At 71.0% G+C, this 13,788-nt stretch carries 10 protein-coding genes; all 10 read left to right on the forward strand.

Annotated elements, in window-relative coordinates:
• Positions 1-21: 21 nt before the first annotated feature.
• Genes FJY74_01425 through FJY74_01470 form a run of 10 tightly spaced genes read left to right on the forward strand, consistent with a single transcriptional unit; the run spans position 22 to position 13,711 of the window.
• Positions 22-2,394, forward strand: coding sequence for a YfhO family protein (locus FJY74_01425; GenBank protein MBM3306973.1), 2,373 nt, complete (start codon positions 22-24; stop codon positions 2,392-2,394).
• Entirely contained in the window at positions 2,391-3,104 is a 714-nt protein-coding gene (locus FJY74_01430) for a polyprenol monophosphomannose synthase (GenBank protein MBM3306974.1), read from the forward strand. Before FJY74_01425 ends, FJY74_01430 begins: the two co-directional genes overlap by 4 nt.
• The gene (locus FJY74_01435) at positions 3,056-5,290 is read left to right on the forward strand and encodes a glycosyltransferase (GenBank protein ID MBM3306975.1); all 2,235 of its coding nucleotides are present in this window, start codon (positions 3,056-3,058) and stop codon (positions 5,288-5,290) included. Before FJY74_01430 ends, FJY74_01435 begins: the two co-directional genes overlap by 49 nt.
• A gap of 2 nt (positions 5,291-5,292) precedes the next feature.
• Complete coding sequence (locus tag FJY74_01440; GenBank protein ID MBM3306976.1) at positions 5,293-6,639, forward strand: T9SS type A sorting domain-containing protein; 1,347 nt, start codon at positions 5,293-5,295, stop codon at positions 6,637-6,639.
• 55 nt (positions 6,640-6,694) lie between these two features.
• Positions 6,695-8,179: a polysaccharide biosynthesis protein gene (locus FJY74_01445; GenBank protein MBM3306977.1), complete on the forward strand. Its 1,485-nt coding sequence runs from the start codon at positions 6,695-6,697 to the stop codon at positions 8,177-8,179.
• Positions 8,154-9,353 (forward strand): DegT/DnrJ/EryC1/StrS aminotransferase family protein, encoded by a 1,200-nt coding sequence (locus FJY74_01450; GenBank protein ID MBM3306978.1) that lies wholly within the window; start codon positions 8,154-8,156, stop codon positions 9,351-9,353. Before FJY74_01445 ends, FJY74_01450 begins: the two co-directional genes overlap by 26 nt.
• Before the next feature lie 6 nt (positions 9,354-9,359).
• Positions 9,360-10,343 (forward strand): GNAT family N-acetyltransferase, encoded by a 984-nt coding sequence (locus tag FJY74_01455; GenBank protein MBM3306979.1) that lies wholly within the window; start codon positions 9,360-9,362, stop codon positions 10,341-10,343.
• Entirely contained in the window at positions 10,340-11,644 is a 1,305-nt protein-coding gene (locus tag FJY74_01460; protein MBM3306980.1) for a DUF2029 domain-containing protein, read from the forward strand. The genes FJY74_01455 and FJY74_01460 overlap by 4 nt, the downstream gene beginning before the upstream one ends.
• On the forward strand, positions 11,641-12,744 hold the full coding sequence (locus FJY74_01465) for a glycosyltransferase (GenBank protein ID MBM3306981.1): 1,104 nt from the start codon (positions 11,641-11,643) through the stop codon (positions 12,742-12,744). Before FJY74_01460 ends, FJY74_01465 begins: the two co-directional genes overlap by 4 nt.
• Positions 12,734-13,711 carry a glycosyltransferase gene (locus FJY74_01470; protein MBM3306982.1) on the forward strand — a complete coding sequence of 326 codons (978 nt, stop codon included), beginning with the start codon at positions 12,734-12,736 and terminating at the stop codon, positions 13,709-13,711. The genes FJY74_01465 and FJY74_01470 overlap by 11 nt, the downstream gene beginning before the upstream one ends.
• The last annotated feature ends 77 nt before the right edge of the window (positions 13,712-13,788 follow it).

Raw genomic sequence — 13,788 nt, forward strand, 5'->3', positions numbered from 1 at the left:
GCGCCGGCGGAGGGAACCACCATGACACGACGTTCCGGAAGAGCGCGCCGCCCCTCGACGGCGGCCGCGCGGGCAAGGGCGCCGGTCTTCGGAACGAGGGCGACGCTCGTGTCCCTTCTCATCATCGTCGGCGTCGCGCTCGCCTTCTTCGGCCGCACGCTCTTCCTGCGCCAGGTGCTCACGGGCGGCGACGTCCTCGCGGCGGCCCTCATCTTCGAGAGGCACGCCGAGGAGGAGATCGCCTCGGGGCGCCTGCCTCTGTGGAACCCCCACATCTTCTCGGGCATGCCCTTCTTCGACAGCATGAGCTGGAACGCGGTCGTGTATCCCTCGTTCTGGATCAAGCGGGCGCTCGAGGCCATCCCGGGCGTCGACCTTCCGCGGCTCACCTTCCTCGTGCTCCACTACGTGCTCGCCGGCTTCGGGATGTTCTTCTTCCTGCGCTCGCGCCGCGTCGGCCACGCGGGGTCCGTGACCGGGGCCGTCGCGTTCATGCTGACGCCGCACCTCGTCGGGCTTGCCGCCATCGGACACGGCGGCAAGATCCTCACGGCGGCGTACATCCCGCTCGTCCTCCTCGCAACCCAGCAGGTGATGGACACGGGGCGGCGGCGGTGGGTCGCGGCGCTCGCGCTCCTGGGCGGGCTCCAGTTCCTCGCGCGCCACGTCCAGGTGAGCTACTACACGTGGCTCATGGTGGGCATCCTCGTCCTGTGCCACCTGGCCGCGCCGCCGCGCCCGTCGTGGCGCCGCTGGCTCAGGAGGGCGCTTGCCGTCGGGTTCGCGGCGGGCCTGGCGGCGCTCCTTGCGGGCGTGCTCCTCGTGCCGCTGCGCGAATACGCCGCGCTCTCGACGAGGACGGCGGCGGGCGGGGGCATGGGGTTCGAACAGGCGACGATGTGGTCGTTCCACCCGAAGGAGATCCTCACGTTCCTCGTGCCGTCCCTGTTCGGGTTGGCGGACGAGACCTACTGGGGGACCATGCCCTTCCAGCAGGTGTCGCACTACTTCGGCTACGTCGTGCTCGCGCTCGCCGTCATCGCGGTGGCGCGGAAGCGTGGGCGGGACGTGGGGCTTCTCGCGCTGCTGTTCGTCCTCGGGCTCGCCCTCTCGTTCGGCAGGCACTTCGGCCCGCTCTACCGGCTCGTCTACGAGTCGCTTCCGTGGTTCGACAAGTTCCGCGTCCCCGCGCTCTTCCTGCTCGTCGCGCAGTTCGCGGTCGCGGCGCTGGCCGGTCACGGCGCCTCGACGCTCCTGGGCGAGGAGGGACGCGATCGCGGCGGCTGGACGGCGTGGGCGATCGGGCTGGGCGCGGCGGGCGCCGTCGTGGGGCTCCTGGTGGTGGCGTCGCGCGGGCGCCTCGCGGACTCGGCCGGCGCCGCGCTCATCGCGAAGCACGCGGGAGTGCAGGCTTCGTTCCTGCGCTCGGTCGGCGCGCGGGCGGCGGGCATGGCGGTCCGGGACGGCGGCATCCTCGTGGCGATGGCCGCGGCCACCGCCGTGAGCGTGATCGCCGCGGCGTCGAAGCGCCTTCCGGCAGCGCTGCCGGCGCTCTTCCTGCTGGGCGTCGTCACGTGGGACCTCGCGATCGTCGACGGGCGCTTCATGCACCCGACGCCACTTAGGGCCCTCTCGTCCTACTACCCGGAGACGCAGGCGCTTCGCTTCCTGAAGAGCCGGCCCGGCCCGTTCAGGGTGCTGCCGCTGGGGGAGGACTTCAGCTCCAACGCGCTCATGTACCACGGGCTCGAGTCGGCGGGCGGCTACCACCCCGCGAAGCTCGCGGCGTACGACGCGCTCCTCAACCGCGTCGGGCTCACGAACCTCAGGCTCCTCGCCCTCCTCAATGTCAGGTACGTCGTCGGGCCCGAGGAGCTGGACCATCCGGCGTTCACGAAGGTCGCTCCCGGCGTCCACGAGTTCGCGGCGGCTCTGCCGAGAGCGTTCCTGGTCGGCAGGGCGGAGCGCGCGGCGTCGCACGACGAGGCGCTCCAGCGCTTCGGCCGGGAGGACTTCGACCCGTCCGCCACGGCCGTCGTCGAGGACATCCTTCCCGGGCCGCTCGCGGACGTCGCGGGCGGCGGCGTCGAGATCGTCTCGCGGGAACCGGAGCGCATGGAGGTCAGGGTCTCGGCGGCCGGCCCTTGTCTCCTGGTGTTCTCGGAGATATACTACGAGCCTGGGTGGAAGGCGTTCGTTGACGGGACCGAGACGCGCATCTACCGCGCGAACTACGCCTTCCGCTCGGTCTATCTTGAGCCCGGCGAGCACAGCGTGGTCATGAGGTACGACGCGGGAGGGATCCGGCGCGGCCTCGTCCTGACGCTGTGCGCGGCGGCGGTGATCGCCGCGCTGTGGGCCGTTCCCGAACGCCGCAGGAGACACTGGACGTGAGGGTGATGGTCGTCATCCCGACGTACAACGAGCGCCAGAACCTCGCTCGCCTGGCACCCCTCGCGCTCGGCGTCCTGCCCGACGTGCGCCTTCTCGTCGTGGACGACGGCTCGCCGGACGGAACCGGCGCGTTCGCCGACGAGCTGGCGGCCGCGGACCCGAGGGTCCGGGTGATCCACCGGCCGCGCAAGATGGGGCTCGGCTCGGCCTACGTCGAGGGCTTCCGGAAGGCGCTCGAGACGGACGCCGAGATCATCGTGCAGATGGACGCGGACTTCTCCCACGACCCGGCGGTCATCCCCGAGCTCGTGGAGGCCGCGGGGACGTACGACGTGGTCCTCGGGTCGCGCTACATCACGGGCGCGAACGTCGTCAACTGGCCGCTCCGCCGGCTGCTCCTGAGCTACTTCGCGAACGTCTACACGCGCGTCGTCACTGGCCTGCCGCTCAGGGACTCGACGGGCGGCTACAAGTGCTTCCGGAGACGCGTCCTCGAGGCGATCGACCTCGACACGGTCCGCTCCGACGGGTACTCCTTCCAGATCGAGGTCAACTTCCGGTGCTGGCGCAGAGGGTTCTCGATGCTCGAGATCCCCATCGTCTTCGTGGACCGACACGCCGGCACGTCGAAGATGTCGCGACGCATCGTATGGGAGGCCACGTGGCTGGTCTGGCGCCTGCGGCTCGAGAGGATCCTGCGCAGGGCGTAGGAGAGGCCTGCGCGGCGGGCGTCTCGGTCGTCATCGTCTCGTACAACGGCCGGGACGCCGTGTCGGACTGCCTCGCGTCGCTCGAGTCGGAGGGGTCGGGCGCCGTCATCGAGACGATCGTCGTCGACAACGCGTCCTCCGACGGCACCCCCGGCGCCCTCCGGGAGCGGTTCCCGCGCGTTCGCGTGGTCGCAAACGACGCGAACGTGGGGTACGCCAGGGGAGTCAACCAGGGGATCGGACTCTCTTCGGGCAGATACGTGCTCGTCGTGAACCCCGACGTCACGGTGACGCCGGGTTCGGTCGGCCGGCTCGCCGCGTTCATGGACGGGCACCCCGACGCCGGGATCGCCGCGTCGAAGCTGCTCAACCCGGACGGGACGCTGCAGTACTCGTGCAGGCGTTTCTACACGTTCGTCACGCTGCTCCTGCGCCGCGGCGTGCTCGGGAGGATCTTCAGGAACAGCAGCGCCGTCGCGGACTACCTCATGCTGGACTACGACCACGACGAGCCCGGCCCCGTGGACTGGGTCATCGGCGCGTGCATGATGATCCGGCGGGAGGCCCTCCGCGACATCGGTCTCATGGACGAGCGCTTCTTCCTCTACTTCGAGGACGTGGACTGGTGCTACCGGACGTGGCAGAGCGGCTGGCGCGTGTACTACGCGCCCGACTCGGTCATGCGGCACCGCCATGCGCGAGGGAGCGCTCGCCTCAGGCCGTCCCGGCACGTGGCGGCGCACGCGATGTCGCTCTTCCACTTCTACGAGAAGTGGGGAAAGGCCGTGTACGACGTGAAGCGATACCGGCGCGTGCTGACCGGCGCGCTGCTGCTCGGGTCGGACCTCATCGCGGTGAACGCCTCGTTCGCCCTGGCCTACGCGCTCAGGTCGAGCCTTCGCGGGCTCCTGGCGAAACCCATGTTCGGGGCGGCGGTGTACGCGCCGTTCCTGGCGTTCGCCAACATCGTCATCGCCCTGTCGTTCGCGTTCGTCGGCCTGTACGCCGCGCGCGCGGAGAGAGAGCCGGGAAGCGAGGTCTTCGTGAGGGTGCTGCGCGGCACGGCCATCGCGGCGGTCGTGCTCATGGCAAGCACCTTCCTCACGTCGCAGGTGCTGTACTCCAGGGTGCTGGTCGGGGTCTTCTGCGTCCTCGTCGCGGTCCTCGCCGCGTCCCTGAGGGCTGTTGCCCGGGCGGCGCGCGGCCGCCTGCACGCGGGGCGCTTCGACCTCGAGCGCGTCGCCATCGTGGGCACGGGGCCGTCCGCCGGTCGCCTCGCCGAGCGGATCCGGTCGCGGACGGACCTCGGGTACGACGTCGCGGGCTTCGTCGAGCGGACGGGCGAGGCGCGGCAGGCGTCGCCGCAGGCTCCGGTGCTCGGCGCCCTGAGGGACCTCCCCGGGCTCATCGAGGCCCACAGGATCGGCACGGTCATCTTCAGCGATCCGAGCGTCCCGTCGGACGAGGTCGCGGACTTCCTGCTGCGGGCGCGGAAGAGCGCGGTGGACGTGCGAATGGTGTCCGGGCTTTCGGATCTCCTGACGCGCCGCGCGACGGTCGAGGAGTTCATGGACCTCCCGGTCATCGCGTTCGAGCGGGAGGCGCTCTTCAGGGCGAGCGCAGGCCTCAAGCGGGGCCTCGACACCGTCGCCGCGGCCGCGCTCGTCGCGCTGTGGTCGCCGGCGCTCGCCGTCTCGGCCGCCGTCGCGGCGCTGCGGGGGAGACGGGCGCTCTCCCTCGTGGAGCGGGCCGGGCTCGGCGGGAGGTCGTACGGCATGTTCGTGCTCCCGCGCGACGAAGCGCCGGGGCCGCTCGGGCGGTTCGCCGAGCGGCACGGTCTGTCCGCGTTCCCGGCGCTTCTGAACGTCCTGCGCGGCGAGATGAGCCTCGTCGGGCCGGCCCCCGCCGAGGCCGGCAGCGTGTCCCGCTTCGACGCAAGGGAGAGACTGCGCTTCGACGCGCGCCCCGGCATCGCGGGCCTGTCGCAGCTCGCGGACGCGGACACCGGGGCCGGCAACGCCGCCGCGCTCGACGCGTACTACGTGCAGAACTGGTCGCTCGGCGGCGACCTCAGGATCGTGCTCGCCTGGCTCGCGCGCGCGTTCGCGGGCCGGCTCGGCGAGCCGCGCCCGCCGGCGGGGAAACGACGGGACGGAACACGGGACCACTCCAACGAAGGACGATGACCATGCGCGCGACGTTCTGGATCGCTCTTCTGCTTGCCGCCGGCCCGCTCGGGGCCGCGGACGCGGCCGACGCGTGGCAGGCGGTGGCCTATCCCTACACGGGGCGGATCTTCGACATGACCATCGAAGGAGGCACGCTCTGGATGTCCACCCAGGGCGACGGCCTCGTCGGGTACGACGGGATGACGTGGATGGCGCACCGTGCGTCGGCCGGGGGGATCCGGCTCGACAACTGGAACTACACCGTGTTCGTCGACGCGGCGGGGGACAAGTGGGTCGCGCGCGACGGATCCGAGACGGTCGACAGGCTGAACGACGGGGGCACGCTCGCGGACACCTCCGACGACGTGTGGACGTACTACTCGCATCCGACCGAGCTCGTGAACTTCCGGGTGTTCTCGATGGCGGAGGACGCGCACGGGACGAAGTGGTTCGGGATGCGCGACGAGGACCACTACCTCCCGGGCATCGTGGAGTGCCTGGTCGACAACGACCCCTCCACGACGGCAGACGACGAGTGGTACCACTTCGACAACGCCTGGTCGCCGGACTCCACGAGGTTCTCCGACGACGACGTGCGCGCGCTCGCGGTGGACCAGGCCGGGAGGCTCTGGATCGGCTACTACGCCACCGGCGTGGATGTCTGGGGATACGGGAATCTCGACACGTTCGCCGACGACACGTGGGCCCACTACGCCGTGGGAACGGGCCTTCCGAGCGCTTTGGTGCACACCTTGCATGTCGGTCCGGACGGCCGCGTGTGGGCGGGGACTCTGGGCGGCCTTGCCGTCTACAGCCCCTCGACGGGCTCGTGGACCACGGTCTCCGGGCTGCCCGGCACCCAGGTCCGCGCCATCGCAGCGGACGCCCAGGGGCACATCTGGGTCGGCACCGACGCCGGCGTCGCGATGCTGTACGGCAGCGGCGCCGTCGGTCTCACCTTCGGGACCGGCGACGGTCTTCCGTACGGCACCGTCCAGGCCTTGGCGGTCGAGCAATCGACGGGACGCGTGTGGGCCCTGACGTCGGACCCGTCGACGCAGGCCACCGCCATCGCGTACTACGACTCCGGGTTCGGGCCGCAGGCCGGGCTCGTCTACGTGTACCCGAACCCCTGGAAGGCCGCGGAAGCGACGGGGCCGATGAACGTGTTCGGCGTGCCGGACGGATCGTCCGTGGACGTGTACGACATCACAGGTCAGCGCGTCCGCGAGCTCGACCGTTCGGAGCCCTACGCGTGGGACACGCTCGACCGGCGCGGGTACGAGGTGCCGAGCGGAGTGTACGTCGTGCGCGTGGAGACGCCGTCCGGCGACCGGTTCTTCGTGAAGGCCGCCATCGTCCGGTAGACGGCGTCGTCACGCCTCCGACCGGCGTGTCGGCCGCGGAGCGCACCGAGGAGCGATGAGCACGGGAAAGAGGGGACCAGCCTGCGGCTCACAGCCGCTTCGCTCCCTGATCGTGGGCGCGGGGGCGGCGGGCGCCATGGTGGCGGCGGAGCTGGCGTCGCGGCCGGAGACCGGTCACGTCGTCGTCGGGTTCCTGGACGACGACGAGTCCAAGCTCGGGGCGACCATCGCCGGCGCGCCCGTCCTCGGGCGCATCAACGATCTCGCGGGGATCGCTTCCCGGCACGGCGCCGACCAGATCATCATCGCCATCCCGTCCGCGCGCGGGCGCACGGTCCGCGACGTGGTCCGCCTGTGTGAAGAGGCCGGACGCCCCTTCAAGATCGTGCCCGGCGTGTGGGAGATCATCCTCGGCGACGTGCAGATCAGCCAGATCCGCGAGGTGCAGCTCGACGACCTCCTGGGGCGGGAGACGGTCAAGCTGGACGCCGAGGAGATGACGGGGTACCTGAAGGGCAGGCGCGTCCTCGTCACGGGCGCCGGCGGGTCCATCGGCTCGGAGCTCGCGCGCCTCGTCTCGTCGTTCGAGCCGGGGCGGCTCGTGCTCCTCGGACGGGGCGAGAACAGCATCTACGAGATCGACCAGGAGCTCGGCCTCGACCATCCGAAGCTGGACAGGGTCCCCGTGATCGGCAGTGTGAGGGACGAGACGGCGCTCGAGCTGCTCTTCAGGGAGCACCGGCCCGAGGTCGTCCTCCACGCGGCGGCCCACAAGCACGTGCCGCTCATGGAGTTCTATCCCGACGAGGCGATCAAGAACAACGTGACCGGGACGAGGAAGCTCATCGACGCGGCGGCGCGCTACGGCGTCGACCGCCTGGTCATGCTCTCGACCGACAAGGCCGTGCGCCCGCGCGGCGTCATGGGCGCGTCGAAGCGGCTCGCGGAGCTTCTGCTGCTCGACGCGACCCGCGCGGGCTGCCCGACGAAGCTCATCGCGGTCCGGTTCGGCAACGTGCTCGGGAGCCGCGGCAGCGTCGTGCCCATGTTCCGCCAGCAGATCGCGCTCGGCGGCCCCGTCACCGTGACGCACCCGGACGTGACCCGCTACTTCATGACGATCCGCGAGGCGGCGATGCTGGTGCTCGAGGCCGGCTTCATGGGGCAGGGAGGCGAGATCTTCGTGCTGGACATGGGCGACCCCATACGCATCGCCGAGCTGGCCGAGCACCTCGTGCGCCTGTCCGGCCTGGAGCCGGGAAGGGACATCAAGATCCGGTACCGCGGCCTGAGACCCGGCGAGAAGCTGCACGAGGAGCTGTGGTGCGCCGACGAGGTGCTGTCGAAGACGAGACACGACAAGGTCATGATGCTGCAGTCGGAGCCGCCCGAGGCAGGGACCGACCACAGGTCGGCGGTCGCGCGGCTCGAGGCGCTCGCCGAGCGCGGCGACCGGGACGGCATCATGAGCGAGCTCAGACTGATCTTCCCGGACATGCCCCGCAGGGGGGACGATGAAGAAGAGCCTTCCGGCCTGTGAGGGCGGGGCGCCGGTGCGAGCGCGCTTCCTGCCCTTCGCCAGGCCGTCGATCGGACAGGACGAGATCGACCGCGTGACGGAGGTCCTGCGGTCCGGCTGGCTGACGGTCGGCCCGAAGACGCGCGAGCTCGAGCGCGCGGTCGCGGAGTACGTCGGCGTGAAGCACGCGGCCGCCCTGAGCTCCTGCACCGCCGGGCTGCACCTCTCGATGGCCGCGCTCGGCGTCGGCCCCGGGGACGAGGTCGTGCTGCCCGCGCTCAACTTCGCGGCGGGCGCCAACGTCACGCTTCACCTCGGGGCGAGGCCCGTGCTCGTGGACGTCGACCCGGTCACGCTGAACGTCACGGCTGAGATCCTGGACGCCGCGGCGACCCCCCGCACGAAGGTCTTCATGCCCGTGCACTTCGGCGGCCGCCCCTGTCCGATGGACGCCATCATGGAGGCGGCGCGCGGGCGCGGCGTGCGCGTCGTCGCCGACGCGGCGCACGCGATCGGGTCCGAGTACCGGGGCCGGAGGGTCGGCGCGATGGCCGATGCCACCGCGTTCAGCTTCTATGTGACGAAGGGCATCACGACGGGCGAGGGCGGGATGGTGACGTCACACGACGAGGCCCTCGTCGCGAAGGTGGCGTGCCTCTCGCTCCACGGCATGAGCAGCGACGCCTGGAAGCGCTACAGCGACCGCGGCCCGTGGTACTACGAGATCCTCGAGGCCGGCTACAAGTGCAACATGAACGACGTGCAGGCGGCCATCGGGCTCTGCCAGATGGAGAGGATCGGGGAGCTCGGCGCGGCCCGCGGGCGCATCGCGAGCGCCTACGCCGCCGGCTTCGCCGACCTCGACGGCCTCACCGTGCCGCCGCCGTGCGACGACGGCGTCCACGCGTGGCACCTGTACACGATCCAGATCGACCCGCGCAGCGTCCGCGTCGATCGCGACCGCTTCATCCGCTGTATCCTGGACGAGGGCATCGGCGTCAGCGTGCACTTCATTCCGATCCACTATCACCCGTACTTCCGGGACCACCTCGGCTACGGCGCGGGCGCGTTTCCGGCGACGGAGGCGTACTTCGAGCGCGCCGTCTCGCTTCCGATCTACCCGACGATGACCGAGTCGGACGTCGCCGACGCGATCGACGCGGTGCGGAAGGTCATGCTCTACTACAAGAGGTAGGCCGGCGTGCTCATCGACCTGCGACGCGCCGTCGAGCCCGACGAGTGGGGACGTCTCGTTCGCGAGGACTCGCGCGCGACGTTCTTCCACACGCTGCCGTGGATGTCGCTGCTGGCCGGCTCGCAGCCGGGGATGCGGCCGCTCTTCCTGATGGGAAGCCTCGACGGCGAGCTGGTCTGCGCCATGCCTCTCGTCAGGATCCGTCGGATGGGCGTGTCGGTGCTCGCCTCGATGCCGTACGGCACGTTCGGCGGGCCGCTGCTCGGCCGCTCGGCGCCGGCCGGCTCCGCCCGCGCGCTCGTCGCCGCGTTCGCGCGGCTGGCTGCGGCCCCGCTCATCGGCGCGGCCCACCTCACCGACTTCGCCGGCAGGATCCAGGAGGCGCCCCGCGGGCTTCGCGCGACGCGCGAGGCCGCCCAGATCGTCCGCCTCTCGTCGCGGACCGCGGAGGAGATCAGCGCGGGCTTCAAGCCGTCGGCGCGCAACAAGATCCGGAAGGCCGAGGCCGCCGGCGTCACGGTCCGCCGCGCGGCGTCCGAGAGCGACTTCCTGGAGTACGGCGACATGCTGGCCGAGTGCTGTCGGCGCTGGCGCGCCCGCTGCGGCTTCGGCCCTCCGTTCTTCCGGGCGATGGCGCGCCTCGACCCGGAGGCCGTGCAGATGTGGCTCGCCGAGCACGAGGGGAGGATCATCGCGGGGGATCTCAACTTCGCGATGCACGACATGGTGGTCAACTGGGGCAACGTCTCCCGCGACAGCGCCCGGGCGCTTGCGCCCAACAATCTCCTCCACGCGGCGGCCATCGAGGACGCAAGGCGGCGGGGCATGGCGATCATGAACCTCGGCGCCAGCGCCGGCATCGAGGGAGTGGACGCCTTCAAGGCGTCGTTCGGAGCGGAGCCCGCGCCGTTCATGCAGTTCACCGCGGAGAAGCCGTGGCACCGCGCGCTCCGGCGCGCGGCGGGGCGGACGCGAAGGGAGGACGCGTGACGAGGACCGCGAAGCTCGCGCTCACCGCGGCCATCGTCGTGCACGCGCTGTTCGTCGCGTCGCTCGTCGGGCCGACGCACTTCCTGAACCCGCTCTTCCCCGAGGGCATGCACAACATCGGGGAGGGGCAGGGAAGCGACTTCTTCGCGTTCTACCAGGCGGGGCGGTACGTCCTCGAGGGGCGCGACATCTACCAGCGCCCGATGGACGACCCGGACCGCGTGGTGCCCTACGCCTACTTCTACCGCTACTTCCCGTTCGTCGCGTACACGCTCGGCGTCGCGCTCAACGCGCTGCCTCCGTGGCCCGCGTACTGGCTGTGGATCGCCGTCGTGGAGGCCTGTCTCATCGCGTGCATCGCGGCGACGAGGCGCCTGGCGCGCGACCCCACGCTCTTCGCCTACCTCGCGTGCATGTGGCTTGTGTACACGCCGTTCTACATGGAGCAGTACATGGGCCAGCTCACGTTCGTCATGGCGGCTCTCGTCTTCGCCATGGCGCTCGCCCACGACAGGGGACGCGACAGGGCGTTCGACCGGCTCTGGACCGCGACCGTGCTGCTCAAACACCTCACGCTGCTCTTCGTGCCCGTGTTCGTGGCGCTCAGACGATGGAGGACGATCGCGGTCACGCTCGGGCTTCTCGTCGCCGCGACGGTCCCGTACTACGTCGTCCGCGCGTCGAGCGTCGGGACGTTCGCGCACGACAACTTCGACCTGTCACTCTATCCGTATCCCGGCAACTTCGGCGCGCTCGCGCTCCTCATGGTCCTCAAGGCGCGGGTCTTCCCGCAGGCGTCGGAGGCGCTCGCCTACGTCGGCCCGATCAAGGTCACGCTCACGCGCGCGCTCGTCCTCGCGACCATGGCGGCGCCGGCGCTCGTGAGCCTGTGGGTGACGTTCCGCAGAAAGCCCCTCGACGTGCTCGAGGCGCTCGGCCTGTGGACGATGGCGTACTTCTTCGCGTTCCGCGAGGTGTGGGAGTACCACTACGTCCTCCTCCTGCCGTTCTTCGTGCTCTACTACGCGCGGACGCGCTCGAGGACGCTCTGGTTCATCTACGCGCTCGCGGCGATGCCCACGGCCTTCGTGCTGTACGACGTGGCGGGAGAGAACCCCGAGGCGTCGTGGAGCGCGTTCGAGCACATCCTCAACCACGCGTTCAAGGTCGTCCCGCTCGTCTGGTTCTTCGTGTGGACGGCGCTCGGGAGGTCGCGGGCGGGCGCTGGAGGAGCCGGCCGGCCCGCGCCGGACGGCGTCCCAGGCGCCGGGCGCCTCGCGCGGGAGGCGGCGCACCCGTGAGGATCGCGTACCTCTCCATCGGCGGTCACATCCACACGGAGCGGTGGCTTCGGCACTTCGTGGCGAGGGGCCACGAGGTGCACCTTCTGACCGTCCAGCCGGCGCCGATCGAGGACGTCACGGTCCACGACATCCGCACCGGCATTCCGCTCAAGCCGCTGCACTACCTCGTCGCGCTGGGCAAGGTGAAGCGAGTCCTCGCGGAGGTGCGGCCCGACCTTCTGCACACGCACTTCCTGACGGGATACGGCTACTGGGGCGCCTTCTCGGGGTTCCACCCGTTCATCATGACCGTGTGGGGGGACGACGTCTACCTCACGCCCCACCAGTCGTTCCTCAAGGGGCTTCTGGCGCGCTACGTGCTCCGCCGGGCCGACCTCGTGACGGGCGACTCCGAGGACATCCTCGAGCACGCCGTGGGCATGGGCGCTCGGCGCGACGCGTGCGCGGTGGTCCAGTGGGGCGTGGACCTCGACCGCTTCCACCCCGGCGCGCCGTCGGACGTTCGCGAGAGGCTCGGCATCCCCGACGACGCGCGCGTCGTCATCAGCATCCGGAGCTTCACCCAGCCGTACTACAACATCGACACGATCGTCGGCATCGTTCCCGCCGTGCTCGCGGCGCGCCCGAACACGCACTTCGTCTTCGCGGGCAACGAGGGCGACGACGCGGCGTTCCGCGCGCTGGCGGAGAGCCTCGGCATCGACGGGCGCGCGCACTTCGTGGGGAGGATCCCGCACGACGAGCTGCCCGCCTACCTCGTCGCGTCCGACGCGTTCCTCACGGTGCCCTCGGTGGACGCCACCGCGGTCTCGCTCCTCGAGGCGATGGCGTGCGGGACGCCGGTCGTCGCGTCGTCGCTGGCCTCGGCGCTCGAGTGGGTGAGGGAAGGGGAGAGCGGGCTCGTGGTGCCGCCGAGGGACGCCGCGGCGCTCGAGAAGGCCGTGCTGCGCCTCATCGACTCGCCCGACCTTCGCGCCGCCCTCGGCGCCAGGGCCGCCGCGATCGTCCGCGAGCGCGCCGACCACGGAACGCACATGGCGAGGATGGAAGCGCTCTGCGAGGAGATCGTCGCGCGCCGGAGGGACCGTGGCAGGTGACGCCGCAGCCGTGAGCGGCAGGCGCGTGAGCGTCGTCATCCCGACGTTCGGGAAGGCCGACCTCCTCGCCGCCACGCTCGCCGCGCTCGAGGCTCAGTCGTATCCGCCGGACCTCACCGAGGTCGCCGTCGTGGACGACTGCTCGCCGGACCGGACGGGGGAGATGCTCGCGTCGCTCGCGCCCCGGTTCGCCCTCAGGCGCCTCAGGCACGACGCCAACCGAGGAAGGGCCGCGGCGCGGAACACGGGCGTCCGCGAGGCGACGGGCGACCTCGTGGTCTTCCTGGACGACGACATGAGGGCCGATCCGCGCCTGATCGAGGAGCACGTTCGCTTTCACGCGGCGCACGCGCGCTCGGCCGTCATCGGCAACGCGCTCACCGCGCCCGAGCTCGGACGGTCCCTGGCGCTTTCGTACCTCGACAGCCGCGGCGTTCACAAGCTCGCGCCCGGCGCGCGCGCGCCCGCGAGGTACTTCCTCACGAACAACTCGTCCGTCCCGCGGAAGGCGCTGCTCGACGCGGGGCTCTTCGACGAGACCTTCCTGAGCTACGGGTTCGAGGACATGGACATCGCGTACCGGCTCGAGCGCGACGCGGGCCTGTCGTTCTGGTACTGCGCCGAGGCGGCGGCGTACCACATCCATCACCACACGCTCGACCAGCTCCTCGCCAAGCGCCTCGAGAGCGCGCGCTCGACGCTCCCGCAGCTTCTCCGCAGGCACCCCGACCGCGTGAGGGACCTCTCGCTCGAGCTTCTCCTCCCGCCCGCGGCCGGCGACCCGCCCTCGCTCAGGGCTCGCAAACGGATCCTCGCCGCGCTCATGGCGCCGCCCTGCGAGGCGCTGGCGCGGGCGCTCGCGATGCGCCTGCCGCCGTCCGGGCCCGCCTACGTGCTTCTGGACTACCTCGTCGCCTGCCGGTACCGCCGCGGCCTGGCCGAGACCCCGCCTGACGCCACCCGGTAGCGCCCCCGGGCCCCACCGATTGTTGCACCGCTCCGTGGCACGCTTCCTGCAAAGGAGCAGGGAACACGACAACCGAA

The sequence above is a fragment of the Candidatus Effluviviaceae Genus I sp. genome (assembly GCA_016867725.1).
Classification (GTDB): Bacteria; Joyebacterota; Joyebacteria; order Joyebacterales; family Joyebacteraceae; genus VGIX01.